The organism is Vibrio sp. 9-16B-A1 (assembly GCF_056726165.1).
Map to the genome: position 1 here is coordinate 1 of NZ_JBSDZD010000021.1, position 24,006 is coordinate 24,006.

Sequence of the window (24,006 nt, forward strand, 5' to 3'; positions counted from 1 at the left end):
GCTAAAGTATACGGCGGTGAAGCTAAAGACTTCGCGTCTATCGATAACGCTCCAGAAGAGCGTGAGCGCGGTATCACCATCGCAACTTCTCACGTTGAGTACGACACTCCATCACGTCACTACGCACACGTAGACTGCCCAGGACACGCTGACTATGTTAAAAACATGATCACCGGTGCTGCTCAGATGGACGGTGGTATCCTGGTTGTTGCTGCTACTGATGGTCCTATGCCTCAGACTCGTGAGCACATCCTGCTGGGTCGTCAGGTTGGTATCCCTTACATCATCGTATTCATGAACAAGTGTGACATGGTTGATGATGAAGAGCTGCTTGAGCTGGTAGAAATGGAAGTTCGTGAACTTCTGTCTGAGTACGATTTCCCAGGTGACGACCTGCCAGTAATCCAGGGTTCTGCTCTGGGTGCACTGAACGGTGAAGAGCAGTGGGAAGCGAAGATCGTTGAACTGGCTGAAGCTCTGGATTCTTACATCCCTGAGCCAGAGCGTGCTGTAGACCAGCCGTTCCTGATGCCAATCGAAGACGTATTCTCTATCCAGGGTCGTGGTACAGTAGTAACTGGCCGTATCGAGCGTGGTATCCTGTCTGTAGGTGACGAAGTAGAAATCGTTGGTATCAAAGAGACTACTACTACTACCTGTACTGGTGTTGAAATGTTCCGTAAGCTGCTTGACGAAGGTCGTGCAGGTGAGAACGTTGGTGCACTTCTGCGTGGTACTAAGCGTGACGAAGTTGAGCGTGGTCAGGTTCTGGCTGCTCCAGGTTCTATCACTCCTCACACCAAGTTTGAGTCAGAAGTATACGTTCTGTCTAAAGACGAAGGTGGCCGTCACACTCCATTCTTCAAAGGTTACCGTCCACAGTTCTACTTCCGTACAACTGACGTAACTGGCGACATTCAGCTGCCAGAAGGCGTTGAAATGGTAATGCCTGGTGATAACGTACAAATGACTGTTACTCTGATCGCTCCAATCGCGATGGACGAAGGTCTGCGTTTCGCTATCCGTGAAGGTGGCCGTACTGTAGGTGCTGGTGTTGTTGCTAAAATCTTCGAATAATTTCGATTGATTTTGCACTCTCTTCATTAGAAGAGCACGCATCTGAAAAAGGGGAGCTTCGGCTTCCCTTTTTCGTTTTCCGGCCTTCGGCGCGGCGGGGATTCGCGGTTCGCGTGACGCTGACGCTCCGTGGGACGAGGGGCTTTGTTTGTACCAGCTGGCTACGGATTATCGTTGACAGGATTTATCTCTGATTAAAATGAGTTCGCACTCTCGCACTCTCGCACTCTCGCACTCTCGCACTCTCGCACTCTCGCACTCTCGCACTCTCGCACCAGTTTCTCCGTTTATTTTTCAAACAGCCCTTGCATGTAAAACTGTGATCTGTATAATGCAGCGCACTGGTTAAGCCAGTTGTGAACCAATGAGCATTGAGGAGCGGTTACTTTCCTTGTGAAATTGCCCGGTAATGTATACTCAGCTTATGTTCGCGGTTAATACAATTAGTTCTCTGTCTCCGGACAGAAAGAGTTAATCGAAAATTAACTGACAATGCATCCTGATCTTGGATGCTACGGTTTCACATAAATCAATCGGCATTCACTCGTCCTGACGAGTTTGAGTGGCGATATTGTTTGTGTAATTTTTTATTATTGGAGCTCTGTCTCATGCAGAACCAACGTATTCGTATCCGCCTGAAAGCTTTCGATTACAAACTGATCGATGCTTCTACTGCGGAAATCGTTGAAACAGCAAAACGTACCGGCGCACAGGTTCGTGGTCCTATCCCACTGCCTACTCGTAAAGAGCGTTTCACTGTTCTTATCTCTCCACACGTAAACAAGAAAGCACGTGACCAGTACGAAATCCGTACTCACAAGCGTCTAATCGACATCGTTGAGCCAACAGACAAAACTGTTGATGCTCTGATGCGTCTAGACCTGGCTGCGGGCGTTGACGTGCAAATCAGCCTAGGTTAAGGGAGATTAGAAGAATGATTGGTCTAGTCGGACGTAAAGTGGGTATGACCCGCGTATTTACCGAAGAAGGCGTTTCTATCCCTGTAACAGTTGTTGAGGTAGAAGCTAACCGTGTAACTCAAGTACGTACTCTTGAGAACGACGGCTACGCTGCTATCCAGGTAACTGCAGGCGCTAAGAAAGCTAACCGTGTATCTAAGCCAGAAGCTGGTCACTTTGCGAAAGCAGGTGTTGAAGCTGGCCGCGGTCTTTGGGAATTCCGTTTAGAAAACGGCGAAGAGTTTGAAGTTGGCGCTGAGCTGACTGTTGAACTGTTCAACGAAACTAAAAAAGTAGACGTTACTGGTACATCTAAGGGTAAAGGCTTCCAGGGTGCTGTTAAGCGCTGGAACTTCCGTACTCAAGATATGACTCACGGTAACTCATTGTCGCATCGTGCTCCTGGTTCTATCGGTCAATGTCAGACTCCAGGTCGCGTGTTTAAAGGCAAGAAAATGGCAGGTCACATGGGTGCTGAGCGTGTTACTACTCAGAACCTGGAGATCGTACGTGTTGACGCTGAGCGCAACCTGCTTCTTATTAAAGGTGCAGTACCAGGCTCAACAGGCGGCAACGTGATCGTAAAACCTGCTGTTAAAGCATAACGTCTAGGAGTAAGTAATGGAATTGATGGTTAAAGGTGCTGATGCACTAACTGTTTCCGAGACTACTTTCGGACGTGACTTTAACGAAGCTCTTGTACACCAGGTAGTTGTTGCTTACGCAGCAGGTGCTCGTCAAGGTACTCGTGCTCAAAAGACTCGTTCTGAAGTATCTGGCGGTGGCGCTAAGCCATGGCGTCAGAAAGGTACTGGCCGTGCACGTGCTGGTACTATCCGTAGCCCTATCTGGCGTACAGGTGGTGTTACTTTCGCTGCGAAACCACAGGATCACAGCGTTAAAGTAAACAAGAAAATGTACCGTGGCGCTATGAAGAGCATTCTGTCTGAGCTGGTTCGTCAGGAGCGTCTGATCGTTGTTGACAACTTCTCAGTTGAAGCACCAAAAACTAAAGAGCTGGTAGCTAAGCTGAAAGAGCTTGAGCTGAACGATGTAATGATCGTTACCGGTGAAGTAGACGAGAACCTGTTCTTAGCTGCTCGTAACCTGTACAAAGTTGACGCTCGTGACGTAGCTGGTATCGACCCAGTTTCACTGATCGCGTTTGACAAAGTACTGATGACTGCGGAAGCAGTTAAGCAAGTTGAGGAGATGCTAGCATGATCACTGAAGAGCGTATCCTAAAAGTTCTGCGTGCTCCGCACATCTCTGAAAAAGCAACTATGGCTGCTGAGAAAGCGAACACTATCGTTTTCAAAGTTGCAAAAGATGCTACTAAGAAAGAGATCAAAGCAGCTGTAGAAAAGCTATTTGAAGTTGAAGTTAAGTCTGTAAATACTCTTATCACTAAGGGTAAGACCAAACGTCAAGGTCTGCGCCAGGGTCGTCGTTCAGACGTTAAGAAAGCGTACGTTACTTTGAAAGAAGGTCAAGATCTTGACTTTGTTGGCGGCGCGGAATAACAGGAGTAGTTGAAAAATGGCTATTGTTAAATGTAAGCCGACTTCGGCTGGTCGTCGTCACGTAGTTAAAGTTGTTAACGCAGACCTTTACAAAGGTAAGCCTTACGCGCCTCTTCTTGAGAAGAACGCTAAGTCTGGCGGTCGTAACAACAACGGTCGTATCACTGTTCGTCACATCGGTGGCGGTCACAAACAACACTACCGTGTAATCGACTTCAAACGTACCAAAGATGGTATCCCTGCGAAAGTTGAGCGTATCGAATACGATCCAAACCGCAGCGCGAACATCGCTCTGGTACTGTACAAAGACGGTGAGCGTCGTTACATCATTGCCCCTAAAGGCATTAAAGCTGGTGACGCAATCCAGTCTGGTGTTGATGCGCCAATCAAAGCAGGTAACACCCTGCCGATGCGCAACATCCCAGTTGGTACCACTGTACACAACGTTGAACTGAAGCCTGGTAAAGGCGCTCAGATCGCACGTTCTGCTGGTGCTTACGTTCAGATCGTAGCTCGCGATGGCGCGTACGTAACTGTACGTCTGCGTTCAGGCGAAATGCGTAAGATCCTTGCTGAAGGCCGTGCAACAATCGGTGAAGTAGGCAACGCTGAGCACATGCTGCGTGAACTGGGTAAAGCTGGTGCATCACGCTGGCGCGGTGTTCGTCCAACCGTTCGCGGTGTGGTAATGAACCCGGTTGACCACCCACACGGTGGTGGTGAAGGTCGTACTTCTGGTGGCCGTCACCCAGTTTCTCCATGGGGCATGCCTACTAAAGGCTTCAAGACCCGTAAGAACAAGCGCACTGACAAGTACATCGTACGTCGTCGTAACAAGTAATCTATTTAAGAGGATAAGCCATGCCACGTTCTCTCAAGAAAGGTCCATTTATTGACCTACACTTGCTGAAGAAGGTAGAGAAAGCGGTGGAAAGCGGAGACAAAAAGCCTATTAAGACTTGGTCCCGTCGCTCAATGATCATTCCAACAATGATCGGTTTGACCATCGCTGTCCATAATGGTCGTCAGCACGTACCAGTTTTCGTAACCGAAGAAATGATCGGTCACAAGCTGGGCGAATTCGCACCAACTCGTACTTACCGCGGTCACGCTGCGGATAAGAAAGCTAAGAAGAAATAAGGAGTAGATAATGGAAGCTATCGCTAAACATAACTTTGCTCGTATTTCTCCTCAGAAAGCTCGCCTGGTTGCAGACCAGATCCGCGGTAAATCTGTGGATCAGGCTCTGGAAATTCTGACGTTCAGCAACAAAAAAGCTGCTGATCTGATCAAGAAAGTTCTGGAATCAGCAATCGCGAATGCAGAGCACAACGAAGGTGCAGATATCGACGATCTGTCAGTAGCTAAAATCTTCGTAGATGAAGGCCCGATCATGAAGCGTATTATGCCTCGTGCTAAAGGTCGTGCGGATCGTATCTTGAAGCGTTCAAGCCACATCACTGTTGTTGTAGCAGACGCTTGAGACTAGGAGAGTAAGCAATGGGTCAAAAAGTACATCCTAATGGTATTCGTCTTGGCATCGTTAAGCCTTGGAATGCTACATGGTTTGCTAACACCAAAGATTTCGCTGACAACCTAGACGGCGACTTCAAGGTACGTCAGTTCCTGACTAAAGAACTGGCTAAAGCGTCTCTGTCACGCATCGTTATCGAGCGTCCTGCTAAGAGCATCCGTGTGACTATTCACACTGCTCGTCCAGGCGTTGTAATCGGTAAGAAAGGTGAAGACGTTGAGAAGCTACGCGCAGCTGTAGCTAAGATCGCAGGTGTACCAGCGCAGATTAACATCGCTGAAGTACGTAAGCCTGAGCTGGACGCACAACTTGTTGGTGACAGCATCGCGTCTCAGCTGGAGCGTCGTGTTATGTTCCGTCGTGCTATGAAGCGTGCGGTACAGAACGCTATGCGTCTGGGTGCTAAAGGTATCAAGGTTGAAGTAAGCGGCCGTCTTGGCGGTGCTGAAATCGCGCGTACTGAATGGTACCGTGAAGGCCGTGTGCCACTGCACACCCTGCGTGCTGATATTGATTACGCAACTTCTTCGGCTCACACCCAATACGGTGTAATCGGCATCAAGACCTGGATCTTCAAAGGTGAGATCCTGGGCGGCATGCCAGCAGCTAACGCTGTTGAGCCTAAAGGCGACAAGCCTAAGAAGCAGCGCAAAGGCCGTAAGTAAGGAGTCGACAGATGCTACAACCTAAACGTACTAAGTTCCGTAAGGTTCAGACTGGTCGTAACCGCGGCCTGGCTAAAGGTACTGATGTAAGCTTCGGCGAATTCGGTCTTAAAGCTGTTGGCCGTGGTCGTCTGACTGCTCGTCAAATCGAAGCTGCACGTCGTGCTATGACGCGTCACATCAAGCGTCAGGGTAAAATCTGGATCCGTGTGTTCCCAGACAAGCCAATCACTGAAAAACCACTTGAAGTTCGTCAGGGTAAGGGTAAAGGTAACGTTGAGTACTGGGTAGCCCAAATCCAACCTGGTAAGGTTATGTACGAAATGGACGGTGTACCTGAAGAGTTGGCACGTGAAGCGTTCCGCCTGGCGGCACGTAAACTGCCATTCAAAACTACATTTGTAACTAAGCAGGTGATGTGATGAAAGCACAAGATCTACGCGAAAAAAGCGTTGAAGAGCTTAACGCTGAGCTTCTGAATCTGCTGCGTGAGCAGTTCAACCTGCGCATGCAGGCTGCGACTGGTCAGCTACAGCAGACTCATACTCTGAAAGCTGTACGCCGTGATATCGCACGTGTGAAAACTGTTTTGACTGAGAAGGCAGGCGCATAATGAGCGACAAAATTCGTACTCAACAAGGTCGTGTAATCAGCGACAAGATGGACAAGTCTATCGTTGTTGCAATCGAGCGCATGGTGAAACACCCAATTTACGGCAAGTACGTAAAGCGCACGACTAAACTGCACGCACATGACGAAAACAACGAGTGTGGCATCGGCGACACTGTTGAAGTTCGTGAGTGCCGTCCACTGTCTAAGACTAAGTCTTGGACTCTGGTACGCGTAGTAGAAAAAGCGAAATACTAATTTCCTTTTGATACGATGAACAAGCGGCTCCAAAAAAATTTTGGGGCCGCTTATTTTTTGGCTACCCAATCTAAAAAAAGGGTGGTACAATTCGCAGCCCTTATTAAAGAGGCAGCCCGACCCGTGAGGGTCTAGTTTTTAATATTTAGCGGAGCACTAACATGATCCAAATGCAAAGTATGCTGGACGCAGCTGATAACTCAGGCGCTCGCAGTGTAATGTGTATTAAGGTTCTGGGTGGCTCTCACCGTCGTTATGCACACATCGGTGACATCATCAAAGTTACAGTGAAGGAAGCAATTCCTCGCGGTAAAGTGAAAAAAGGTGATGTACTGAAGGCGGTGGTAGTTCGCACCCGTAAAGGCGTACGTCGTCCAGACGGTTCTGTCATTCGCTTCGACCGTAACGCTTGTGTATTGTTGAACGACACTACCGAGCAACCAGTCGGCACACGTATCTTTGGTCCAGTGACTCGTGAACTTCGTAACGCGAAATTCATGAAGATTGTATCACTGGCTCCAGAAGTTCTGTAAGGAGCGGCAACAATGGCAGCTAAAATCCGTCGTAATGACGAAGTAATCGTTCTTGCTGGTAAAGATAAAGGCAAGCGCGGTAAAGTAACTAAGGTTCTGACAACCGGTAAAGTTATCGTTGAAGGTATCAACCTTGTTAAGAAACACCAGAAGCCTGTACCGGCTCTTGGTCAACAAGGTGGCATCGTTGAACAGGAAGCAGCAATTGATGCTTCTAACGTTGCAATCTTCAATGCAGCTACTGGCAAAGCAGACCGCATCGGTTTCCGTTTCGAAGATGGCAAGAAAGTTCGTTTCTTTAAATCTAACGGCGAAACCGTTTCTAACTAATAGAAGTAATTTGGAGTTCTACTATGGCGAAACTGCATGATTACTACAAGTCGTCTGTAGTCGCTGAACTGACCAAAGAGTTCAGCTACACAAGCGTCATGCAAGTCCCTAGAATCGAAAAGATCACCCTGAACATGGGTGTGGGTGAAGCAATCAACGATAAGAAACTGCTGGAAAACGCAGCTGCTGATATGGCGACCATCTCTGGTCAAAAGCCACTTATCACTAAAGCGCGTAAATCTGTTGCAGGTTTCAAAATCCGTGAAGGCTACCCAATCGGTTGTAAAGTAACCTTGCGTGGCGAACGCATGTGGGATTTTCTTGAGCGTCTGATTAACATCGCTCTTCCACGTGTACGTGACTTCCGTGGCGTTAGCGCTAAGTCTTTTGACGGACGCGGTAACTACAGCATGGGCGTTCGCGAGCAAATCATCTTCCCGGAGATCGACTACGATAAAGTCGATCGTGTACGCGGTCTTGATATCACTATCACGACTTCTGCGAACACCGATGAGGAAGGCCGTGCTCTGCTGGCTGCCTTTAACTTCCCATTCCGTAAGTAAGGTGAAGGGTTACTGTTATGGCTAAACAATCAATGAAAGCGCGCGAAGCTAAGCGTGCAAAGCTGGTAGCTCAGTTCGCTGAAAAACGCGCTGCGCTTAAAGCTATCATCAGCGATGTAAACGCATCTGAAGAAGAACGTTGGGCTGCAGTTCTTAAACTGCAATCACTACCACGTGATTCAAGTGCATCACGTCAGCGCAACCGTTGTAACCAAACTGGTCGTCCACACGGTTACCTACGTAAGTTCGGTCTAAGCCGTATTAAGGTTCGTGAAGCTTGCATGAAAGGCGAGATTCCGGGTCTTCGTAAGGCTAGCTGGTAATTGCCACTTTTAATCATTTGGAGTAAAACCTATGAGCATGCAAGATCCGATTTCGGATATGCTGACCCGCGTTCGTAACGGTCAGGCAGCAAACAAAGTTGCTGTAAAAATGCCTTCTTCAAAGCTGAAAGTTGCAATTGCTGCACTACTGAAAGCTGAAGGTTACATCGCAGACTTCGCTGTAAGCGGCGAAGTTAAACCAGAGCTGGAAGTTACCCTTAAGTACTTCCAGGCGAAACCAGTAATCGAGCAAATCCAGCGCGTTTCTCGTCCATCTCTTCGTGTTTACAAGAAGAAAGGCGAGCTGCCATCTGTAATGGGTGGTCTGGGTATTGCTGTAGTTTCCACTTCCAAGGGTCTGATGACCGACCGTGCTGCGCGTAAAGCCGGTCTTGGCGGTGAAATCATCTGCTACGTAGCGTAATAAGGAGTAGAACATGTCTCGTGTTGCTAAAGCACCTGTCGCTATTCCAGCTGGCGTAGAGGTGAAACTAAACGGCCAGGAACTAAGCGTTAAAGGTCCTAAAGGCGAACTGTCTCGCGTTTTCAACGCTGCAGTAGTTATCGCTCAGGAAGAAAACAACCTGACCTTCGGTCCAAAAGAAGGTGTTGCTAACGCATGGGCACAAGCAGGTACTGCTCGCGCTCTTGTAAACAACATGGTTGTTGGTGTTACTGAAGGCTTTACCAAGAAGCTGACCCTGAAGGGTGTTGGTTACCGTGCTGCTATCAAAGGCAACGCTGTAGGCCTGACCCTGGGCTTCTCTCACCCAGTTGAGCACGAGCTGCCAGCGGGTGTTAAAGCTGAATGTCCAAGCCAAACTGAAATCGTGATCACCGGTTGTGACAAGCAACTAGTTGGTCAGGTTGCGGCTGACATTCGTTCTTACCGTCAGCCTGAGCCTTACAAAGGCAAAGGTGTTCGTTACGCAGATGAAAATGTGCGTACTAAAGAAGCTAAGAAGAAGTAAGGTAACACTATGGATAAGAAAGCATCTCGCATCCGTCGTGCTACACGTGCACGTCGTAAGATTGCAGAACTGGGTGCAACTCGCCTGGTAGTACACCGTACTCCTCGCCACGTTTACGCTCAGGTAATCGCAGCGAACGGCTCTGAGGTTATCGCTGCAGCTTCTACTGTAGAAAAAGCGATCCGTGAGCAGGTGAAATACACTGGTAACATCGAAGCAGCTAAGGCAGTTGGTAAAGCTGTTGCTGAGCGCGCTCTTGAAAAAGGCGTTGCTGCAGTTGCATTCGATCGTTCTGGTTTCCAATACCACGGTCGAGTAGCGGCGCTGGCAGAATCTGCTCGCGAAGCTGGTCTGAAATTCTAAGGTAGGGTTGATGATGGCTAAAGAACAACAACCACAAGCTACAGATTTGCAAGAAAAGCTAATCGCTGTTAACCGTGTTTCTAAAACGGTTAAAGGCGGTCGAATCTTTAGCTTTACTGCACTAACAGTTGTTGGTGACGGTAACGGTCGTGTAGGTTTCGGTTACGGCAAAGCCCGTGAAGTACCTGCTGCGATCCAGAAAGCAATGGAAAAAGCGCGTCGTAACATGGTTACAGTTGCGCTTAACGATGGCACTCTTCACCACGCGGTGAAAGGTCGTCACACTGGCTCTAAAGTTTACATGCAGCCAGCGGCAGAAGGTACTGGTATCATCGCCGGCGGTGCGATGCGTGCAGTACTGGAAGTTGTAGGTGTTCACAACGTACTTGCGAAAGCATACGGTTCAACGAACCCTATCAACATCGTTCGCGCGACTATCGACGGTCTGAGCGGCATGAAGTCACCAGAAATGGTTGCTGCTAAGCGTGGTCTAACTGTTGAAGATATTTCGGAGTAAGACACCATGGCAACTATTAAAGTAACTCAAACTAAAAGCTCAATTGGCCGCCTGCCAAAGCACAAAGCGTGCCTGAAAGGTCTTGGCCTTCGTCGTATCAACCACACTGTAGAACTTGAAGATACTCCGTGCGTACGCGGTATGATCAACAAAGTTTACTACATGGTTAAAGTTGAGGAGTAATCAGAATGCGTTTGAATACTCTATCACCGGCTGCGGGTTCTAAGCCTTCTAAGAAGCGCGTAGGTCGTGGTATCGGTTCTGGCCTTGGTAAAACTTGTGGCCGTGGTCACAAAGGTCAAAAATCACGCTCTGGCGGTAAAGTACGTCCAGGTTTCGAAGGCGGTCAGATGCCTCTGAAACAGCGTCTGCCTAAATTCGGTTTCACTTCTCGTAAGAGCCTGGTGAGCGCTGAAATTCGTCTGGCTGAGCTGGCGAAAGTAGAAGCTGACGTGATTGACCTGAACAGCCTGAAAGCTGCAAACCTTATCACTAAGAACATCGAATTCGTTAAAGTTGTTCTTTCTGGTGAGATCAGCAAGGCTGTGACTGTTAAAGGTCTACGCGTAACTAAAGGCGCTAAAGCTGCAATCGAAGCTGCAGGCGGTAAAATCGAGGCATAATTCTCGAGGGATGAGGTACAGATGGCTAAAAAACCAGGACAAGATTTTAGTAGTGCAAAAAGTGGTGTGGCAGAGTTAAAGTCGCGCTTGTTATTCGTAATTGGTGCACTTTTAGTATTCCGCGCCGGCTCTTTTGTGCCGATCCCTGGTATTGACGCAGCTGTACTCGCCGATTTGTTCGATCAGCAAAAGGGTACCATCATTGAAATGTTTAACATGTTCTCTGGTGGTGCACTTTCGCGTGCATCTATATTAGCACTGGGCATCATGCCGTATATTTCGGCCTCGATTGTTGTCCAGCTGCTAACTGTAGTTCATCCTGCGTTAGCTGAGCTCAAGAAAGAGGGCGAAGCAGGCCGTCGTAAGATTAGCCAATATACGCGTTATGGCACGCTTGTACTTGCAACATTCCAGGCAATTGGTATTGCAACCGGCTTACCAAACATGGTCCCTAATTTGGTTGTCCCTGAGAGCCAAGCCATGTTTATCCCGATTGCGACCATCAGTCTAGTAACCGGTACCATGTTCCTGATGTGGTTAGGTGAACAGATTACTGAGCGTGGAATTGGTAACGGTATTTCTCTGATTATCTTTGCAGGTATTGTTGCTGGGTTGCCTTCGGCAATCGGACAAACTATTGAGCAAGCGCGTCGTGGTGAATTGCACGTACTTCTTCTGCTGCTAATCGGTGTACTGGCTTTTGCTGTAATCTACTTCGTTGTTTTCATGGAGCGTGGTCAACGTCGAATCGTTGTTAACTACGCGAAGCGTCAACAGGGTCGTAAGGTATTTGCAGCGCAAAGCACACACCTGCCACTGAAAATTAACATGGCAGGCGTTATTCCAGCGATTTTCGCATCGAGCATTATCCTGTTCCCAGGAACACTGGCTCAGTGGTTCGGAAACACTGGTGGTGAGGACAGCGCGCTCAGTTTCTTAACTGACGTGTCTTTGGCCCTCAGCCCAGGTCAGCCACTGTATGTAATGCTTTATGCTGCAGCGATCATCTTCTTCTGTTTCTTCTACACGGCGTTGGTATTCAACCCGCGTGAAACAGCAGATAACCTGAAGAAGTCCGGTGCGTTCGTACCCGGTATCCGCCCAGGTGAGCAGACAGCGAAATATATCGATAAAGTGATGACACGACTGACCCTAGCGGGCGCCCTGTACATTACCTTTATCTGTCTGATCCCAGAGTTCATGATGGTCATGTGGAACGTACGTTTCTACTTTGGCGGCACTTCACTGCTTATCGTAGTGGTAGTAATCATGGATTTCATGGCACAGGTACAGACTCATCTGATGTCACAACAGTATGATTCTGTGTTGAAAAAAGCGAATCTGAAGGGCTACGGCCGTTAATCGGCGGTAGTTAACAGATTTCATTTACGGAGTTTAGCAATGAAAGTTCGTGCTTCCGTTAAAAAAATCTGCCGTAACTGTAAAATCATTAAGCGTAACGGTGTCGTTCGCGTAATTTGCAGTGAGCCAAAGCACAAGCAGCGCCAAGGCTAATCAGCAGAAATTTTTACTTGAAATATAAGGTAGTGTCGAGTATATTCCTCGGCCTACCTTTTGCGTGCAAAAGAAGTAGTATCCCGCAGCGTATCCGAAACGGGCTTTGCTGCGGCTAATTCTTTTATAGAACCACTTAGGAGTGAATAATGGCCCGTATTGCTGGCATTAACATTCCTGATCAAAAACATGCTGTAATCGCTCTGACTGCGATCTACGGTATCGGTAAGACCCGCTCACAGGCTATCCTGGCTGAAGTAGGTATTGCTGAAAATGTTAAGATCAGTGAACTAACTGAAGAGCAGATCGATCAACTGCGTGATGGTGTAGCTAAGTACACTGTAGAAGGTGATCTACGTCGTGAAGTTTCCATGAACATCAAGCGTCTAATGGACCTTGGTTGTTACCGTGGTCTTCGTCATCGTCGCAGTCTACCACTACGTGGACAGCGTACTAAAACCAACGCTCGCACCCGTAAGGGTCCGCGCAAGCCGATCAAGAAATAATCGGAAGGTAGAGTACAATGGCAAAACAACCAACTCGCGCTCGTAAGCGCGTACGCAAGCAAGTAGCAGATGGCGTAGCGCACATCCATGCTTCTTTTAACAACACAATCGTAACCATCACTGACCGTCAGGGTAACGCTCTGGCATGGGCTACTGCAGGTGGTTCAGGTTTCCGTGGTTCTCGTAAATCTACTCCGTTCGCTGCACAGGTTGCTGCTGAGCGTTGTGGTGAAATGGCTAAAGAATATGGCCTGAAGAACCTGGAAGTTATGGTTAAGGGCCCTGGTCCTGGTCGTGAGTCAACTATCCGCGCTCTGAACGCTGCGGGTTTCCGTATCACTAACATCGTTGATGCGACTCCGATCCCTCATAACGGTTGTCGTCCACCTAAGAAACGTCGCGTATAACGTTTCGTTTCTAGGAAAACTGGAGAAAGAACATGGCAAGATATTTGGGTCCTAAGCTGAAGCTTAGCCGTCGCGAAGGCACTGACTTATTCCTTAAGTCTGGTGTTCGTGCGATTGATACCAAGTGTAAAATTGATAACGCACCAGGTGTACACGGCGCTCGTCGCGGTCGTCTATCTGATTATGGCGTTCAGCTTCGTGAGAAGCAGAAAGTTCGTCGCATGTACGGCGTACTTGAAAAACAATTCCGTAACTACTACAAAGAAGCTGCACGTCTGAAAGGCAACACAGGTGAAAACCTGCTTCAGCTTCTGGAAGGTCGTCTTGATAACGTAGTTTACCGCATGGGCTTCGGCGCTACTCGCTGTGAAGCACGTCAGCTGGTTAGCCACAAAGCTATCCTGGTAAACGGTAAAGTTGTAAACGTTCCTTCATTCAAAGTTGCGGCTAACGACGTTGTTTCTATTCGCGAGAAAGCTAAAAAGCAGGCTCGTATTAAAGCGGCTCTGGAAGTTGCTGAACAACGCGAAAAACCAACTTGGATTGAAGTCGATGCAAGCAACATGGAAGGTACTTTCAAGCGTATGCCTGAGCGTGCTGACCTGTCTGCTGACATCAACGAACACCTGATCGTCGAGCTTTACTCTAAGTAAGGTTTAAACTAAAGAGAGGACACAATGCAGGGTTCTGTAACAGAATTTCTTAAGCCACGTCTTGTTGACATCGAACAGATCAGCACGACACACGCAAAAGTAACTCTAGAGCCATTAGAGCGTGGTTTCGGCCACACTCTGGGTAATGCTCTTCGCCGCATTCTTCTATCTTCTATGCCTGGTTGCGCTGTGACCGAGGTGGAGATTGAAGGTGTGCTACACGAGTACAGCACCAAAGAAGGTGTACAGGAAGATATCCTTGAGATCCTTCTGAACCTGAAAGGTCTGGCCGTTAAAGTAGCGGAAGGCAAAGATGAAGTGTTCATTACTCTGAACAAATCAGGCTCGGGCCCTGTGGTTGCAGGTGACATCACCCATGATGGTGATGTAGAGATCGCTAACCCTGAGCACGTAATTTGTCACCTGACGGATGACAACGCTGAGATCGCTATGCGCATCAAAGTTGAACGTGGTCGTGGTTATGTTCCAGCTTCTGCTCGTATTCACACTGAAGAAGACGAGCGTCCAATCGGCCGTCTGCTTGTAGACGCAACTTTCAGCCCAGTAGACAAAATTGCCTACGCAGTTGAAGCGGCGCGTGTTGAGCAGCGTACTGACCTGGACAAACTTGTTATCGATATGGAAACTAACGGTACACTGGATCCTGAAGAAGCAATCCGTCGTTCAGCAACTATTCTTGCTGAGCAGCTGGATGCCTTCGTTGATCTTCGTGACATCCGTGTTCCAGAAGAGAAAGAAGAGAAGCCGGAATTCGATCCGATCCTACTGCGTCCTGTAGACGATCTTGAACTAACAGTTCGCTCTGCTAACTGTCTGAAAGCAGAAGCGATTCACTACATCGGTGATCTTGTACAGCGTACTGAGGTGGAGCTTCTTAAGACTCCTAACCTTGGTAAGAAATCTCTTACTGAGATTAAAGACGTACTTGCATCACGTGGTCTTTCTCTGGGCATGCGCCTGGAAAACTGGCCACCAGCGTCTATCGCTGAAGATTAATCGATACTAGTTAGAAGGATTAGGTCATGCGCCATCGTAAGAGTGGTCGTCAACTCAACCGCAACAGCTCACATCGTAAAGCGATGTTCAGCAACATGGCTAGCTCTCTGGTACGTCATGAAGTTATCAAGACTACTTTGCCAAAAGCAAAAGAGCTGCGCCGCGTAGTTGAGCCTTTGATTACACTAGCTAAGACTGACAGCGTTGCTAACCGTCGTCTGGCATTTGCTCGCACTCGTGATAACGAAGTTGTAGCAAAACTATTTAACGAACTGGGTCCACGTTTTGCTGCTCGTCAGGGCGGTTACACTCGTATCCTGAAAGCTGGCTTCCGTGCTGGTGACAAAGCTCCAATGGCTTACATTGAGCTTGTAGATCGCCCGGCTGCTGAAGAAGCTGCTGAGTAATCAGTAAAGTTCGTAAGAACAAAAAGCCGCGCGTAAGCGCGGCTTTTTTGCGTTTAAGGCTCTTGGCCCTAGGCTCTGGGCTCTTGGCATGGACTCCCCCGGGTTCCGGAGGAAATCCTTGACTTACAATTAGTGCTTTAGAAATATCTTGCAGCGCCCAGCGCCCAGCGCCCAGCGCCCAGCGCCCAGCGCCCAGCGTTTACGCCTTCAACGCCTGATCCAGGTCTTCCAGAATGTCATCAATATGCTCGATACCAACCGACAGACGGATCATCTCCGGGCTGACGCCTGCCTGTGCCTGCTCTTCAGGCTCCAGCTGGCGGTGGGTGGTTGAGGCCGGGTGGCAGGCCAGGGTTTTGGCGTCGCCGATGTTGACCAGGCGCTTGATCAGCTTCAGTGCATCATAGAAACGCACGCCCGCGTCGTAGCCATCTTTAAGACCAAAAGAGAGGATCGCCGAAGGCTTGCCGCCCATATACTTCTCAGCCAGTGGGTAGAACTCAGAGTCAGGCAGACCAGCGTAGCTTACCCAGCTTACCTTGTCGTGCTCCTGCAGGAATTGTGCGACTTTCAGCGCGTTCTCACAGTGGCGCTCCATACGCAGTGGCAGGGTCTCCATGCCCTGAAGCAGCATGAAGGCATTCATCGGTGAGAGCGCTGAGCCGGTATTACGCAGCGGCACGGTCCGGGCGCGGCCGATAAAGGCGGCGTCACCAAAGGCTTCACTGTACACCACGCCGTGGTATGACGGCTCCGGCTGGTTAAACACCGGGAAGCGCTCTTTGTGCTCTGCCCACGGGAACTTACCCGAATCGACGATCACCCCGCCGAGAGAGGTGCCGTGTCCGCCCACATATTTGGTCAGGGAGTGGACCACGATATCAGCGCCAAACGCGATTGGCTTGCACAGTACCGGTGATGCTACTGTATTGTCGACGATCACCGGCACGCCTTTGGCGTGGGCCAGCTCAGCAACACGCTCCAGGTCGATGATGTTACCCGCCGGGTTACCGATAGACTCGCAGTAAACCGCCTTGGTGTTCTCATCAATCAGCTCTGCCAGTGATTCCGGTTTGTCGTCTTTGGCAAACTTCACACCGATTCCCTGGTTTGGCAGCATATGAGCAAACAGGGTATAGGTGCCGCCGTAGAGCTGAGGGGTTGAAACGATATTGTCGCCTGCCTGAGCAAGGGTCAGGATCGCATAGTTGATCGCTGCGCTGCCCGCACTGACCACCAGCGAGCCAATACCACCTTCCAGCGCTGCCATACGTTTTTCCAGTACATCATTGGTCGGGTTCATGATCCGGGTGTAGATGTTGCCCGGGACTTCCAGGTTGAACAGGTCTGCACCGTGCTGGGCGCTGTCAAACTCGTAAGCAACGGTCTGGTAGATTGGGGTAGCAACAGATTTGGTGGTTGGATCGGTCTCGTAGCCATGGTGTATGGCCAGGGTATCGTCTTTCATCATTCATCCTTGATAACGGGTTAACTCATCAAGCATGCAACAGCCACCTGATGAGGGTCAACAGCCTTGTCTGAGTCTACAGACAGGCTCTCAGTTTTATTGCCAGAGTGAGCTCAGGCTGCCCAGCAGTCCCTGCGTTGCGCCCTGGCTGGTCAGGTATTTCAGGATCAGCGGGGTGAACTGGCTTATCAGAGCCGGATCCAGCCCCAGTTTTTCAAATGCCTGATTTACACCGGCCATATTAGTGATCATGTCGGTAAGGCCGTTGCTTCCGGTCAGCTGAGACATACCCGGGATCAGGCTGCCCAGTTCGCTGTTTTGTTCACTGCCAAGCTGGCTGTTAGCCAGACTGAGCAGGGCACCTGCGCCACCGGCGGCCTGAGCCGGGCTGACATCCAGCGACTCGGTCAGCATGTTCACAAGGGGAGATTGCTGCGCCTGGCTGTCCAGAGCATCGGTCGCCAGTGCAGTAAGTGCTTTGGTGTCGACCTCTTTGTCGCCCAGATTGAGGAATGCGTGAGCAGGCAGAGAAGCGGCCAGCAGGCCAATAATGAGAGGAGGGGTAATCCGTTTCATAGTGTTATCCTTATAGGTTTTGATAACACTATACAAAAAAAGCGGTGCAATGCACCGCTTTATGACTGAGAATCCGGTAATGATTACAGGATGTCCAGCAGTTCCACTTCGAATACCAGAGCAGCAAACGGAGGGATAGCAGCACCTGCGCCGCGCTCACCGTATGCCAGATCCTGTGGGATGTACAGTTTCCACTTAGAGCCAACAGGCATCAGTTGCAGAGCTTCAACCCAGCCAGCGATAACGCCGGTTACAGGGAACTCAGCAGGCTGGCCGCGTGATACAGAGCTGTCGAAAACAGTACCGTCAGTCAGTTCGCCGTGGTAGTGAACGCGAACCTGCTTGTCAGAAGTTGGGATCTCACCAGTACCTTCGGTGATCACTTCGTACTGCAGACCAGACTCAAGAACGGTTACTTCAGGACGCAGAGCGTTGTCTTTCAGGAAAGCTTCGCCGTCAGCCGCTGCTGCTTTTGCAGCTTCTTCACGTGCAGACTGAGCGCGGGTGTGCAGTTCCTGCAGAGCTTTGTTGATCTCGTCAACTTCGATCTCTGGCATGTCGCCGGTCAGAGCAGTTGCGATACCTTTAGCGATAGCGTCAACGTTCAGACCTTCCAGGCCGCTGCCAGCCAGTTGCTGACCCATTTGCAGACCAATGCCGTAGCTGGCTTTTTGCTCTACTGTCTCTAGTTTGATTTCAGACATTGTGTCTCTCTTTTTTCTGTCAATTTTGCGAAAAGTTGCGGGGAAAGGATAACAGTTCTGCTGGCATGGCGAAACGTTAAATGCCAATATGTAGTTTCGATTCAGGAATTCGTATTCAGCCCCGGGTGTTATCAGTAATGAACCGACGTTTACGCAGGAAAAAACCGACCGAACCGGTATGGCAGCAGTGGCTGACACGCTGCAAAAATACAGACTGGCGCAGTGCCTTAACCAGAGCCGATGGCTATCGTCAGCGACTGCCAAAACTCCATCAGCGCGTGATTGCGGCTCTTGCCGTGGTCGTCGCCGTGCTGTTGATTTTGCCTGCCCCGCAGCCAGCGCAGCAGGTGGATGATGTGCCGGAAGAGGGCGGGCGTAAAACGGTCGCGCTTAATACTACCGGACTGAGTGAACAGCAGAATGAACGCGTGGTGGTGCCGCCTAAAACCGACGCATGGAAAGAGTACACCGTGCAGGCCGGGGATACCCTGGCGCAGGTGTTCCGTTCTAACGGTCTGCCGATGGCCGACCTGAATGCTCTGGCCAGTATTGAAGGCAGCGATAAACCCCTCAGCCGGATCAAGCAGGGCCAGCTGGTACGCTATAAGCTCAACGAAGCCGGAGAGCTTGATATTCTCCAGCTCGAAAAGAAAGACGGTGCGGTGATGTTTTTCCGTCTTTCTGATGGTGGTTTTGGCCGGAGTAAGTAACCAGGGGCCGAACGCGCTAAGATACCTGTTCTTTTATCTCATCGCCGGCTTCCTGCCGGCGTTTGCTTTTACCCGGCAGCATCGGCAGCACAATAAGTGCTATCCCCGCCAGGGTCAGCCAGTCCGGCACTTCATCAAACCACATCATGCCAAACAGGGTGACAAACACCAGCCCGGAGTATTCCGCCATGGCTATCTGGTTTGCGACTACTTTTTTATACGCCATTACCGCGCAGCCGTTGTACGCCAGTATCGCTACTGAGCTGGCCGCAACCCATCCCAGCTGGCTCAGGCTTATCGGGCCCCATTGCCAGGCGGCCAGCAGGCCGGAGAGCGGCAGGGAGAGCAGACAGGTCCAGAACAGGGTGGTGACGACCGGCTGACCGGAAGGCAGTTTGCGTACCAGAATATTGAACAGTGCCAGGGTCATTGCGGTCCCCATGGCAAACAACGCTGCCCAGTGGAACTGGGATGGCCTGAGTACCACCAGTACCCCGATGAATCCCACCAGGGTCGCCAGCACTTTACGCCTGGCAGGAATTTCCCCCAGCAGCCATACCGACAGCGGCAACATCAGTACCGGAGCGGCGTAGAACACGGCGTTGGCGGTAGCCAGGGGTAAGTAAGTGACCGCTACCATCATGCAGCCGCTTCCGGCAATCACCAGGTGAGCGCGAAAGGCGTTCAGCTTCCAGCTGCCAACGGCCTGCTGCGCTTTGGGCAGACGCAGCCAGAATGGCAGCACCAGCATCAGGCCGAGCAGCTGACGGATGAACATATACTGAAACGGTGAAATGCCGCCGTCGAGCATTTTGACCGACACGTCAGACAGGGATGCCAGCAGGTTACCCAGGATCAGCAGCAGCAGGGCCTGACTGAAAGCAGAAAGTGGCCTTATCAATCTCACGCCTTAACCATGTCGATATGGGGAATGCCGTCTTCCAGATAGGGTTCACTGCAGGTAACAAAGCCATAGCCCTGATAGAAAGCTTCGAGGTGAGCCTGGGCACCGATTTTTACTGGCTGGTCCGGGAAGTACTGCGTCATGGAAGCCAGAGCCTGACGGATGAGCTCGTGGCCAAGACCATTGCCCCGGCACTCCTGCGCGGTGGCGACCCGGCCAATACTGGTATGGCCCGGGTAACTGATATCCCTGCCCAGCAGACGGGCGCAGGCGATCAGCTGATCGTCTTTATAGCCCAGCAGGTGACGGGTGCCTTCTGCCCTGTCTTTGTCATCAAGTTCCGGATAGGGACAGGTCTGTTCTACCACGAATACGTCCACTCTTAGTTTGAGCAGATCGTAGAGTTCGTGATTGGTCAGTTCGTCAAAAGACAGGCATTTCCACTGGTACATAGTTACTCCTCAGGTTGAATGGGGAGTATAGGCACCTTTTTCCCGGGCTGGCGTTAACCTTTGTTAAGTTTCAGTCGTTTTTTTATCCGGCTGAGGCTTATCGGAGTGATCCCAAGGTAGGATGCAATCTGGCTGTCAGTAATGCGCGCTTCCAGAGCAGGAAAGCTTTGGCAGAACAGTTCATAGCGCTCTTCAGGTGTATGCAGCAGCATAAAGCGTTCTTTGTTCTCTTTGTACATCAGCTGAGTTTCAAGCAGTTTTATATACAGGGGATGACGTTCATCCCGCCAGCGTTGCAGGGTTTCAACCGGAAGGCAGAGCAGGGTAACCGGTGTCAGGGTTTCCAGAAGATAAGGAGAAGGCTGCTGACGAATCAGGCTCTCAAAGCCAATTACCCAGTCCTGTTCCCAGCAGAACTCCTTGCTGTACTGTTTGCCATCTTCGGTCAGGTAGCAGGCATGGCACAGGCCATCGAGGATGTAATAGATGTGAGTGGCCACTTCTCCCTGAGCCGTCAGGATATGGCGTGTGGGCAGTTCCAGCTCTGTGGCGGCCTGAGCGATTTCTTCCTGCTCTGACGGGGTAAAACCAAACAGCTCAAGCTGCTGCATAAACCGGTGCACATCACTCTCCTTATCAAAAAAAACCGCAGCCGGAGCTGCGGTTTTGATTGTACAGGGTATTGGACTATTTTTGCAGATCCAGACGGTAGACGCCGAAGCCAACATCGTCGGTAGCAACACGCTCCATCGGGTATTGCGCTTTGTCTTTGATGAACTGCGCCGCTTTTTCGCCCGGAGAGGTTTCAAAACGGATATCCAGTTTCACCTTGCTGTTGATTGGTGCAAATGACCAGTTGTTGTCAGCACTTGGCACAACCTGACCTTTCTCTTTGCTCACGCGCGTGATGTAGTCTGCCACGATGCTGCGGTTTTCGTCCGGAGAATCGAACGCCACAAACTCGCTGCCTGTGCCCGGGAACTTGTTGCTGTAAGCGCGGTAGTTGTTGGTCGCAACGATAAACTCCTGCTTAAGGTCGATTGGCTTGCCACGGAAGGTCAGGCCAACGACACGCTCTGCATCCGCGTTAACCACTTTACAGTTACCGTCGTACTTGGCTGGTTTGGTAATGTCGATCTGGTAGGTTACGCCATCCATCACGTCGAAGTTGTAGGTACGGAAGCCGTCCCAGTCAATCAGGTGCTGAGGTTGGGTCGAGTTGATGTCGATCTGCTTAAACTGACCGGCGCTGCACTCCAGCCACTCTTTTACTTCTTTACCCGTCATCTTCAGTGCGACAAGGGTATTCGGGTAGAGGTAAAGGTCCGCTGCGTTACGGAATGTCAGCTGGCCGGACTCTACTTCGGTAAAGTTAGCCGGGTCGTTCTTACGGCCGCCGGCTTTGAATGGTGCAGCGGCAGACAGAACCGGCATACCGTCGAGATCCGGATCGCCCTGGATAAAGCGCTCAACGTAGTCTTTCTGAGCCAGGTTAACGATCTGTACGGTTGGATCGTCCTGAACCAGTGCCAGGTAGCTGTACATCACATCGCTGGCTTTACCGATAGGCTGGTTAACAAAGTCTCGGGTGCCTTTGTGGTCTGCTTCCAGCGCTGTCAGGATGCCTTTATCCGCATCGGCCAGAGATTTCTTCGCTTTCTTGTCGTAGATAGGGCGGGCTTCGGTCTGCGCACCGGTCACATCCCACGCTCCGTCTTTTTTCTCCAGAACCAGGTCCATCACGCCCACGTGGCTGCCCCAGCGGCCTGGCATCACAGCGGCAACGCCGTTGATGGTGCCTTTCTTGTTGTCTACGCCCTGAATGTTGTCAAAGCCTTTACCCGGGAAGACCGCGTGTGAGTGACCAAAGGCAATCGCATCGATGCCTTCTACGTCCGCCAGGTAGTAAGTCGAGTTTTCTGCGCCGGTTTTGTGCGGTTCGCTGGCAAGACCTGAGTGAGGTACGGCAACAATCACGTCAGCGCCTTCTGCTTTCATTTGAGGAACCAGCTTCTCAGCGGTTTCTTTGATGTCTTTGGCGAAGACTTTGCCTTCCAGGTTCTTCTTGTCCCATACCATGATCTGAGGCGGTACAAAGCCGATGTAGCCGACTTTGATTTCATGCGCCTGCCCGTCGGTATCGGTAAAGGTGTGAGTCTTGATGATGTATGGCTTAAAGAAGTGCTCACCGGTTTTCTTATCAAACACGTTGGCGTTGACGTACGGGAAGTCCGCATCGTTGATGCTTTCCAGCAGGAAGTCCAGGCCGTAGTTGAACTCGTGGTTACCGATGTTACCCACATCGTAACCCAGCTGGTTCATCGCTTTGTAAGCCGGGTGAACTTCACCGGTTTTGATCCCTTTGGCGGCCATGTAGTCGCCCATAGGGCTGCCCTGAAGCAGGTCACCGTTATCGACCAGCACGCTGTTTTTTGCTTCTGCGCGTGCTTCTTTTACCAGGGTCGCGGCGCGGGCCAGACCGATCTTCTGTGATGGTTTGTCTTTGTAGTAGTCGTAGTCCATCAGGTTGGTGTGAATATCGGTGGTTTCGATGATCCGTAGTTTGATGGTGTCCGCCATAGCCGGTCCGGCGACCATCAGCATGCCACTGAGTACTGCGAGGGAGATAGGTTTAACAGCCAGTTTCATGTTTTGCTCCATTGAGTGATAAGTCACGGCTAATGTAACAAAAAGTAATGTAACGCTTGCATTGCAACTTTTTTAACTGTGATCGCCGTTAAGCATTGATGTGCCAAAGTGTTAACCGCAGTACAAAATATGCACCCGGCCGATGAAGCGTTTCATATCTGAGTTAAATGGAATGCCTTGGTCGGATTCCCGGTGTGAAATCTTGCTTATCAGCTTTTCGAATAAAAAATGAAATTTTAGAATTTCAGGTAATAACGTCAGCTGGTCATAATGCCATCAACAGAGAACGCCTAACACAGAGCATGGATGAGCAGTGATGACGGAACAATCACACAACCTGACCCCCTTTCCCAAACCGAGAGTGATCCCCGGAAAAGGCAGCAAAGCGAGCCTGGCCCGTGGTGAAGTTGCGCTTATAGGCGCCGGCCCCGGTGACCCTGACCTTCTGACCGTAAAAGCGCTGCGCCTGCTGCAACAGGCGGATGTGGTGCTGTATGACTATCTGGTTTCAGACGAGATCATGGCGCTGGTATCTGATCAGGCGGTGCTGGTGTGTGTGGGCAAGCGGGCCGGACATCACAGTGTGCCGCAGGAGAAAACCAACCAGCTGCTGGCTGATTTTGCCCGCCAGGGATACCGGGTGGTACGGATCAAAGGTGGCGATCCGTTTGTTTTTGGCCGCGGTGGCGAAGAGCTGCAGGTACTGGCAGAGGCGGGCATTCCGTTTCAGGTGGTACCAGGCATCACTGCCGCAGCCGGGGCAACCGCTTATGCCGGGATCCCGCTGACTCACCGTGATTACGCTCAGTCTGCGATGTTTATCACCGGTCACCTCAAACCGGGCAGCGACCAGCTCGACTGGTCAACGCTCGCCCGCGGTAAACAGACCCTGGTGATCTATATGGGGCTGATGAAGTCCGCGAACGTTCAGGCTCAGCTTATTGAACATGGCCGCGCGGCCTCAACCCCTGTCGCGGTCATCGAACGCGGTACCCAACAAAACCAGAAAGTACTGACCGGCACACTGAGTGAGCTGGCAGAGCTGGCAAAAGACGCTGAATCACCGGCGCTGATCGTTGTCGGTGAAGTGGTCAGCCTGGCTTCTCAGCTGAGCTGGTTTCAGACCTCTTCGCAGCTACCCCCTCAGTCAGCGGTACAGGCACAAGCCGCCATTTAAAGGAAGAAAATCA

General features: G+C 50.5%; 38 protein-coding genes. 31 read left to right on the top strand and 7 right to left on the bottom strand.

Going from position 1 to position 24,006, the window contains the following annotated elements; genetic code table 11:
- From tuf to rplQ, 29 genes are all read left to right on the top strand, one after another.
- Window positions 1-1,077: elongation factor Tu (gene tuf / locus ACVB80_RS22710; protein ID WP_481083577.1), on the top strand; the 1,077-nt coding region annotated here is incomplete at its 5' end.
- A gap of 608 nt (window positions 1,078-1,685) precedes the next feature.
- Entirely contained in the window at window positions 1,686-1,997 is a 312-nt protein-coding gene (gene rpsJ / locus ACVB80_RS22715) for a 30S ribosomal protein S10 (protein WP_004410492.1), read from the top strand.
- A gap of 14 nt (window positions 1,998-2,011) precedes the next feature.
- Window positions 2,012-2,641, top strand: coding sequence for a 50S ribosomal protein L3 (gene rplC, locus ACVB80_RS22720; protein WP_481083578.1), 630 nt, complete (start codon window positions 2,012-2,014; stop codon window positions 2,639-2,641).
- Between the two features lie 16 nt (window positions 2,642-2,657).
- A complete protein-coding gene (gene rplD / locus ACVB80_RS22725; RefSeq protein ID WP_481083579.1) occupies window positions 2,658-3,260 on the top strand; it encodes a 50S ribosomal protein L4 in 603 nt (200 codons plus the stop codon).
- Window positions 3,257-3,559, top strand: coding sequence for a 50S ribosomal protein L23 (gene rplW / locus ACVB80_RS22730; protein WP_004398471.1), 303 nt, complete (start codon window positions 3,257-3,259; stop codon window positions 3,557-3,559). Before rplD ends, rplW begins: the two co-directional genes overlap by 4 nt.
- 16 nt (window positions 3,560-3,575) lie before the next feature.
- A complete protein-coding gene (rplB, locus tag ACVB80_RS22735; protein ID WP_481083580.1) occupies window positions 3,576-4,400 on the top strand; it encodes a 50S ribosomal protein L2 in 825 nt (274 codons plus the stop codon).
- A 20-nt stretch (window positions 4,401-4,420) separates the two neighbouring features.
- The gene (gene rpsS / locus ACVB80_RS22740) at window positions 4,421-4,699 is read left to right on the top strand and encodes a 30S ribosomal protein S19 (protein ID WP_004736729.1); all 279 of its coding nucleotides are present in this window, start codon (window positions 4,421-4,423) and stop codon (window positions 4,697-4,699) included.
- Window positions 4,700-4,709: 10 nt separating this feature from the next.
- Window positions 4,710-5,042, top strand: a complete 333-nt coding sequence (gene rplV, locus ACVB80_RS22745; RefSeq protein ID WP_252021303.1) for a 50S ribosomal protein L22 — start codon at window positions 4,710-4,712, stop codon at window positions 5,040-5,042.
- 17 nt (window positions 5,043-5,059) lie between these two features.
- Window positions 5,060-5,758: a 30S ribosomal protein S3 gene (gene rpsC, locus ACVB80_RS22750; RefSeq protein ID WP_481083581.1), complete on the top strand. Its 699-nt coding sequence runs from the start codon at window positions 5,060-5,062 to the stop codon at window positions 5,756-5,758.
- 11 nt (window positions 5,759-5,769) lie between these two features.
- Entirely contained in the window at window positions 5,770-6,180 is a 411-nt protein-coding gene (rplP, locus tag ACVB80_RS22755) for a 50S ribosomal protein L16 (protein ID WP_481083582.1), read from the top strand.
- Window positions 6,180-6,371 (top strand): 50S ribosomal protein L29, encoded by a 192-nt coding sequence (rpmC, locus tag ACVB80_RS22760; RefSeq protein WP_004410456.1) that lies wholly within the window; start codon window positions 6,180-6,182, stop codon window positions 6,369-6,371. Before rplP ends, rpmC begins: the two co-directional genes overlap by 1 nt.
- A complete protein-coding gene (gene rpsQ, locus ACVB80_RS22765) occupies window positions 6,371-6,625 on the top strand; it encodes a 30S ribosomal protein S17 (RefSeq protein ID WP_481083583.1) in 255 nt (84 codons plus the stop codon). Before rpmC ends, rpsQ begins: the two co-directional genes overlap by 1 nt.
- 161 nt (window positions 6,626-6,786) lie before the next feature.
- The gene (gene rplN / locus ACVB80_RS22770) at window positions 6,787-7,158 is read left to right on the top strand and encodes a 50S ribosomal protein L14 (protein WP_481083584.1); all 372 of its coding nucleotides are present in this window, start codon (window positions 6,787-6,789) and stop codon (window positions 7,156-7,158) included.
- Window positions 7,159-7,170: 12 nt separating this feature from the next.
- Window positions 7,171-7,488 carry a 50S ribosomal protein L24 gene (gene rplX, locus ACVB80_RS22775; RefSeq protein ID WP_481083585.1) on the top strand — a complete coding sequence of 106 codons (318 nt, stop codon included), beginning with the start codon at window positions 7,171-7,173 and terminating at the stop codon, window positions 7,486-7,488.
- Between the two features lie 23 nt (window positions 7,489-7,511).
- On the top strand, window positions 7,512-8,051 hold the full coding sequence (gene rplE / locus ACVB80_RS22780; protein WP_481083586.1) for a 50S ribosomal protein L5: 540 nt from the start codon (window positions 7,512-7,514) through the stop codon (window positions 8,049-8,051).
- Between the two features lie 17 nt (window positions 8,052-8,068).
- Window positions 8,069-8,374, top strand: coding sequence for a 30S ribosomal protein S14 (gene rpsN / locus ACVB80_RS22785; RefSeq protein WP_481083587.1), 306 nt, complete (start codon window positions 8,069-8,071; stop codon window positions 8,372-8,374).
- Between the two features lie 31 nt (window positions 8,375-8,405).
- Window positions 8,406-8,798, top strand: a complete 393-nt coding sequence (gene rpsH, locus ACVB80_RS22790; protein ID WP_481083588.1) for a 30S ribosomal protein S8 — start codon at window positions 8,406-8,408, stop codon at window positions 8,796-8,798.
- A gap of 13 nt (window positions 8,799-8,811) precedes the next feature.
- Entirely contained in the window at window positions 8,812-9,345 is a 534-nt protein-coding gene (rplF, locus tag ACVB80_RS22795) for a 50S ribosomal protein L6 (RefSeq protein WP_481083589.1), read from the top strand.
- Between the two features lie 9 nt (window positions 9,346-9,354).
- Window positions 9,355-9,708, top strand: coding sequence for a 50S ribosomal protein L18 (gene rplR / locus ACVB80_RS22800; protein WP_481083590.1), 354 nt, complete (start codon window positions 9,355-9,357; stop codon window positions 9,706-9,708).
- A gap of 13 nt (window positions 9,709-9,721) precedes the next feature.
- Window positions 9,722-10,225: a 30S ribosomal protein S5 gene (gene rpsE / locus ACVB80_RS22805; RefSeq protein ID WP_481083631.1), complete on the top strand. Its 504-nt coding sequence runs from the start codon at window positions 9,722-9,724 to the stop codon at window positions 10,223-10,225.
- A gap of 6 nt (window positions 10,226-10,231) precedes the next feature.
- Window positions 10,232-10,408 (top strand): 50S ribosomal protein L30, encoded by a 177-nt coding sequence (gene rpmD, locus ACVB80_RS22810; protein WP_481083591.1) that lies wholly within the window; start codon window positions 10,232-10,234, stop codon window positions 10,406-10,408.
- Between the two features lie 5 nt (window positions 10,409-10,413).
- Entirely contained in the window at window positions 10,414-10,848 is a 435-nt protein-coding gene (gene rplO / locus ACVB80_RS22815; protein WP_481083592.1) for a 50S ribosomal protein L15, read from the top strand.
- A gap of 21 nt (window positions 10,849-10,869) precedes the next feature.
- Window positions 10,870-12,210 (top strand): preprotein translocase subunit SecY, encoded by a 1,341-nt coding sequence (gene secY / locus ACVB80_RS22820; RefSeq protein ID WP_481083593.1) that lies wholly within the window; start codon window positions 10,870-10,872, stop codon window positions 12,208-12,210.
- 39 nt (window positions 12,211-12,249) lie between these two features.
- Complete coding sequence (rpmJ, locus tag ACVB80_RS22825; RefSeq protein WP_039969906.1) at window positions 12,250-12,363, top strand: 50S ribosomal protein L36; 114 nt, start codon at window positions 12,250-12,252, stop codon at window positions 12,361-12,363.
- Between the two features lie 149 nt (window positions 12,364-12,512).
- Window positions 12,513-12,869: a 30S ribosomal protein S13 gene (gene rpsM / locus ACVB80_RS22830; protein WP_005383154.1), complete on the top strand. Its 357-nt coding sequence runs from the start codon at window positions 12,513-12,515 to the stop codon at window positions 12,867-12,869.
- Between the two features lie 17 nt (window positions 12,870-12,886).
- Window positions 12,887-13,276 carry a 30S ribosomal protein S11 gene (gene rpsK, locus ACVB80_RS22835; protein WP_101111171.1) on the top strand — a complete coding sequence of 130 codons (390 nt, stop codon included), beginning with the start codon at window positions 12,887-12,889 and terminating at the stop codon, window positions 13,274-13,276.
- 32 nt (window positions 13,277-13,308) lie between these two features.
- Window positions 13,309-13,929: a 30S ribosomal protein S4 gene (gene rpsD / locus ACVB80_RS22840; protein WP_481083594.1), complete on the top strand. Its 621-nt coding sequence runs from the start codon at window positions 13,309-13,311 to the stop codon at window positions 13,927-13,929.
- Between the two features lie 24 nt (window positions 13,930-13,953).
- Window positions 13,954-14,946: a DNA-directed RNA polymerase subunit alpha gene (locus ACVB80_RS22845; protein WP_252021334.1), complete on the top strand. Its 993-nt coding sequence runs from the start codon at window positions 13,954-13,956 to the stop codon at window positions 14,944-14,946.
- Window positions 14,947-14,972: 26 nt separating this feature from the next.
- The gene (rplQ, locus tag ACVB80_RS22850) at window positions 14,973-15,353 is read left to right on the top strand and encodes a 50S ribosomal protein L17 (RefSeq protein ID WP_005383141.1); all 381 of its coding nucleotides are present in this window, start codon (window positions 14,973-14,975) and stop codon (window positions 15,351-15,353) included.
- A gap of 199 nt (window positions 15,354-15,552) precedes the next feature.
- Here rplQ and ACVB80_RS22855 read toward each other — a convergent pair whose 3' ends face one another.
- The 3 genes from ACVB80_RS22855 to bamJ form a co-directional block, all read right to left on the bottom strand.
- Entirely contained in the window at window positions 15,553-16,821 is a 1,269-nt protein-coding gene (locus ACVB80_RS22855; protein WP_481083595.1) for an O-acetylhomoserine aminocarboxypropyltransferase/cysteine synthase family protein, read from the bottom strand.
- 96 nt (window positions 16,822-16,917) lie between these two features.
- Complete coding sequence (locus ACVB80_RS22860) at window positions 16,918-17,397, bottom strand: DUF2780 domain-containing protein (protein ID WP_481083596.1); 480 nt, start codon at window positions 17,395-17,397, stop codon at window positions 16,918-16,920.
- An 83-nt stretch (window positions 17,398-17,480) separates the two neighbouring features.
- Entirely contained in the window at window positions 17,481-18,101 is a 621-nt protein-coding gene (gene bamJ / locus ACVB80_RS22865) for a BamJ family beta-barrel-assembly machinery protein (RefSeq protein ID WP_481083597.1), read from the bottom strand.
- A gap of 137 nt (window positions 18,102-18,238) precedes the next feature.
- Here bamJ and ACVB80_RS22870 point away from each other — a divergent pair, with 137 nt between their 5' ends.
- Complete coding sequence (locus ACVB80_RS22870) at window positions 18,239-18,811, top strand: LysM-like peptidoglycan-binding domain-containing protein (protein WP_481083598.1); 573 nt, start codon at window positions 18,239-18,241, stop codon at window positions 18,809-18,811.
- Between the two features lie 16 nt (window positions 18,812-18,827).
- On the opposite strand, the gene ACVB80_RS22875 is transcribed toward ACVB80_RS22870, so the two are convergent.
- The 4 genes from ACVB80_RS22875 to ACVB80_RS22890 all read right to left on the bottom strand — a co-directional run bounded on the left by ACVB80_RS22875 (window position 18,828) and on the right by ACVB80_RS22890 (window position 22,816).
- Window positions 18,828-19,718 carry a DMT family transporter gene (locus tag ACVB80_RS22875; protein WP_481083599.1) on the bottom strand — a complete coding sequence of 297 codons (891 nt, stop codon included), beginning with the start codon at window positions 19,716-19,718 and terminating at the stop codon, window positions 18,828-18,830.
- Window positions 19,715-20,167 (bottom strand): GNAT family N-acetyltransferase, encoded by a 453-nt coding sequence (locus ACVB80_RS22880; protein ID WP_481083600.1) that lies wholly within the window; start codon window positions 20,165-20,167, stop codon window positions 19,715-19,717. Before ACVB80_RS22880 ends, ACVB80_RS22875 begins: the two co-directional genes overlap by 4 nt.
- 53 nt (window positions 20,168-20,220) lie before the next feature.
- Entirely contained in the window at window positions 20,221-20,778 is a 558-nt protein-coding gene (locus ACVB80_RS22885) for a Crp/Fnr family transcriptional regulator (protein ID WP_481083632.1), read from the bottom strand.
- A gap of 76 nt (window positions 20,779-20,854) precedes the next feature.
- Window positions 20,855-22,816 carry a bifunctional 2',3'-cyclic-nucleotide 2'-phosphodiesterase/3'-nucleotidase gene (locus ACVB80_RS22890; RefSeq protein WP_481083601.1) on the bottom strand — a complete coding sequence of 654 codons (1,962 nt, stop codon included), beginning with the start codon at window positions 22,814-22,816 and terminating at the stop codon, window positions 20,855-20,857.
- A gap of 316 nt (window positions 22,817-23,132) precedes the next feature.
- Here ACVB80_RS22890 and cobA point away from each other — a divergent pair, with 316 nt between their 5' ends.
- Window positions 23,133-23,993, top strand: coding sequence for a uroporphyrinogen-III C-methyltransferase (gene cobA, locus ACVB80_RS22895; protein ID WP_481083602.1), 861 nt, complete (start codon window positions 23,133-23,135; stop codon window positions 23,991-23,993).
- Window positions 23,994-24,006 lie beyond the last annotated feature (13 nt).

What these genes read in the sequence shown, in the direction of transcription:
- rpsM (WP_005383154.1), top strand. Translation starts at nt 12,513, where the DNA reads ATGGCCCGTATTGCTGGCATTAACATTCCTGATCAAAAACATGCTGTA.
- rplC (WP_481083578.1), top strand. Translation starts at nt 2,012, where the DNA reads ATGATTGGTCTAGTCGGACGTAAAGTGGGTATGACCCGCGTATTTACC.
- rplD (WP_481083579.1), top strand. Translation starts at nt 2,658, where the DNA reads ATGGAATTGATGGTTAAAGGTGCTGATGCACTAACTGTTTCCGAGACT.
- rpsE (WP_481083631.1), top strand. Translation starts at nt 9,722, where the DNA reads ATGGCTAAAGAACAACAACCACAAGCTACAGATTTGCAAGAAAAGCTA.
- ACVB80_RS22860 (WP_481083596.1), bottom strand. Translation starts at nt 17,397, where the DNA reads ATGAAACGGATTACCCCTCCTCTCATTATTGGCCTGCTGGCCGCTTCT.
- rplR (WP_481083590.1), top strand. Translation starts at nt 9,355, where the DNA reads ATGGATAAGAAAGCATCTCGCATCCGTCGTGCTACACGTGCACGTCGT.
- rpsD (WP_481083594.1), top strand. Translation starts at nt 13,309, where the DNA reads ATGGCAAGATATTTGGGTCCTAAGCTGAAGCTTAGCCGTCGCGAAGGC.
- rpsJ (WP_004410492.1), top strand. Translation starts at nt 1,686, where the DNA reads ATGCAGAACCAACGTATTCGTATCCGCCTGAAAGCTTTCGATTACAAA.
- rpmD (WP_481083591.1), top strand. Translation starts at nt 10,232, where the DNA reads ATGGCAACTATTAAAGTAACTCAAACTAAAAGCTCAATTGGCCGCCTG.
- rpsC (WP_481083581.1), top strand. Translation starts at nt 5,060, where the DNA reads ATGGGTCAAAAAGTACATCCTAATGGTATTCGTCTTGGCATCGTTAAG.
- rpsH (WP_481083588.1), top strand. Translation starts at nt 8,406, where the DNA reads ATGAGCATGCAAGATCCGATTTCGGATATGCTGACCCGCGTTCGTAAC.
- rplV (WP_252021303.1), top strand. Translation starts at nt 4,710, where the DNA reads ATGGAAGCTATCGCTAAACATAACTTTGCTCGTATTTCTCCTCAGAAA.
- rplX (WP_481083585.1), top strand. Translation starts at nt 7,171, where the DNA reads ATGGCAGCTAAAATCCGTCGTAATGACGAAGTAATCGTTCTTGCTGGT.
- rplE (WP_481083586.1), top strand. Translation starts at nt 7,512, where the DNA reads ATGGCGAAACTGCATGATTACTACAAGTCGTCTGTAGTCGCTGAACTG.
- secY (WP_481083593.1), top strand. Translation starts at nt 10,870, where the DNA reads ATGGCTAAAAAACCAGGACAAGATTTTAGTAGTGCAAAAAGTGGTGTG.
- rplW (WP_004398471.1), top strand. Translation starts at nt 3,257, where the DNA reads ATGATCACTGAAGAGCGTATCCTAAAAGTTCTGCGTGCTCCGCACATC.
- rplN (WP_481083584.1), top strand. Translation starts at nt 6,787, where the DNA reads ATGATCCAAATGCAAAGTATGCTGGACGCAGCTGATAACTCAGGCGCT.
- ACVB80_RS22890 (WP_481083601.1), bottom strand. Translation starts at nt 22,816, where the DNA reads ATGAAACTGGCTGTTAAACCTATCTCCCTCGCAGTACTCAGTGGCATG.
- rplQ (WP_005383141.1), top strand. Translation starts at nt 14,973, where the DNA reads ATGCGCCATCGTAAGAGTGGTCGTCAACTCAACCGCAACAGCTCACAT.
- rpsQ (WP_481083583.1), top strand. Translation starts at nt 6,371, where the DNA reads ATGAGCGACAAAATTCGTACTCAACAAGGTCGTGTAATCAGCGACAAG.
- ACVB80_RS22855 (WP_481083595.1), bottom strand. Translation starts at nt 16,821, where the DNA reads ATGAAAGACGATACCCTGGCCATACACCATGGCTACGAGACCGATCCA.
- rpsK (WP_101111171.1), top strand. Translation starts at nt 12,887, where the DNA reads ATGGCAAAACAACCAACTCGCGCTCGTAAGCGCGTACGCAAGCAAGTA.
- rpmC (WP_004410456.1), top strand. Translation starts at nt 6,180, where the DNA reads ATGAAAGCACAAGATCTACGCGAAAAAAGCGTTGAAGAGCTTAACGCT.
- rpsN (WP_481083587.1), top strand. Translation starts at nt 8,069, where the DNA reads ATGGCTAAACAATCAATGAAAGCGCGCGAAGCTAAGCGTGCAAAGCTG.
- ACVB80_RS22870 (WP_481083598.1), top strand. Translation starts at nt 18,239, where the DNA reads ATGAACCGACGTTTACGCAGGAAAAAACCGACCGAACCGGTATGGCAG.
- ACVB80_RS22845 (WP_252021334.1), top strand. Translation starts at nt 13,954, where the DNA reads ATGCAGGGTTCTGTAACAGAATTTCTTAAGCCACGTCTTGTTGACATC.
- rpsS (WP_004736729.1), top strand. Translation starts at nt 4,421, where the DNA reads ATGCCACGTTCTCTCAAGAAAGGTCCATTTATTGACCTACACTTGCTG.
- rplF (WP_481083589.1), top strand. Translation starts at nt 8,812, where the DNA reads ATGTCTCGTGTTGCTAAAGCACCTGTCGCTATTCCAGCTGGCGTAGAG.
- rpmJ (WP_039969906.1), top strand. Translation starts at nt 12,250, where the DNA reads ATGAAAGTTCGTGCTTCCGTTAAAAAAATCTGCCGTAACTGTAAAATC.
- ACVB80_RS22885 (WP_481083632.1), bottom strand. Translation starts at nt 20,778, where the DNA reads ATGCAGCAGCTTGAGCTGTTTGGTTTTACCCCGTCAGAGCAGGAAGAA.
- cobA (WP_481083602.1), top strand. Translation starts at nt 23,133, where the DNA reads ATGACGGAACAATCACACAACCTGACCCCCTTTCCCAAACCGAGAGTG.
- bamJ (WP_481083597.1), bottom strand. Translation starts at nt 18,101, where the DNA reads ATGTCTGAAATCAAACTAGAGACAGTAGAGCAAAAAGCCAGCTACGGC.
- ACVB80_RS22880 (WP_481083600.1), bottom strand. Translation starts at nt 20,167, where the DNA reads ATGTACCAGTGGAAATGCCTGTCTTTTGACGAACTGACCAATCACGAA.
- rplP (WP_481083582.1), top strand. Translation starts at nt 5,770, where the DNA reads ATGCTACAACCTAAACGTACTAAGTTCCGTAAGGTTCAGACTGGTCGT.
- rplO (WP_481083592.1), top strand. Translation starts at nt 10,414, where the DNA reads ATGCGTTTGAATACTCTATCACCGGCTGCGGGTTCTAAGCCTTCTAAG.
- rplB (WP_481083580.1), top strand. Translation starts at nt 3,576, where the DNA reads ATGGCTATTGTTAAATGTAAGCCGACTTCGGCTGGTCGTCGTCACGTA.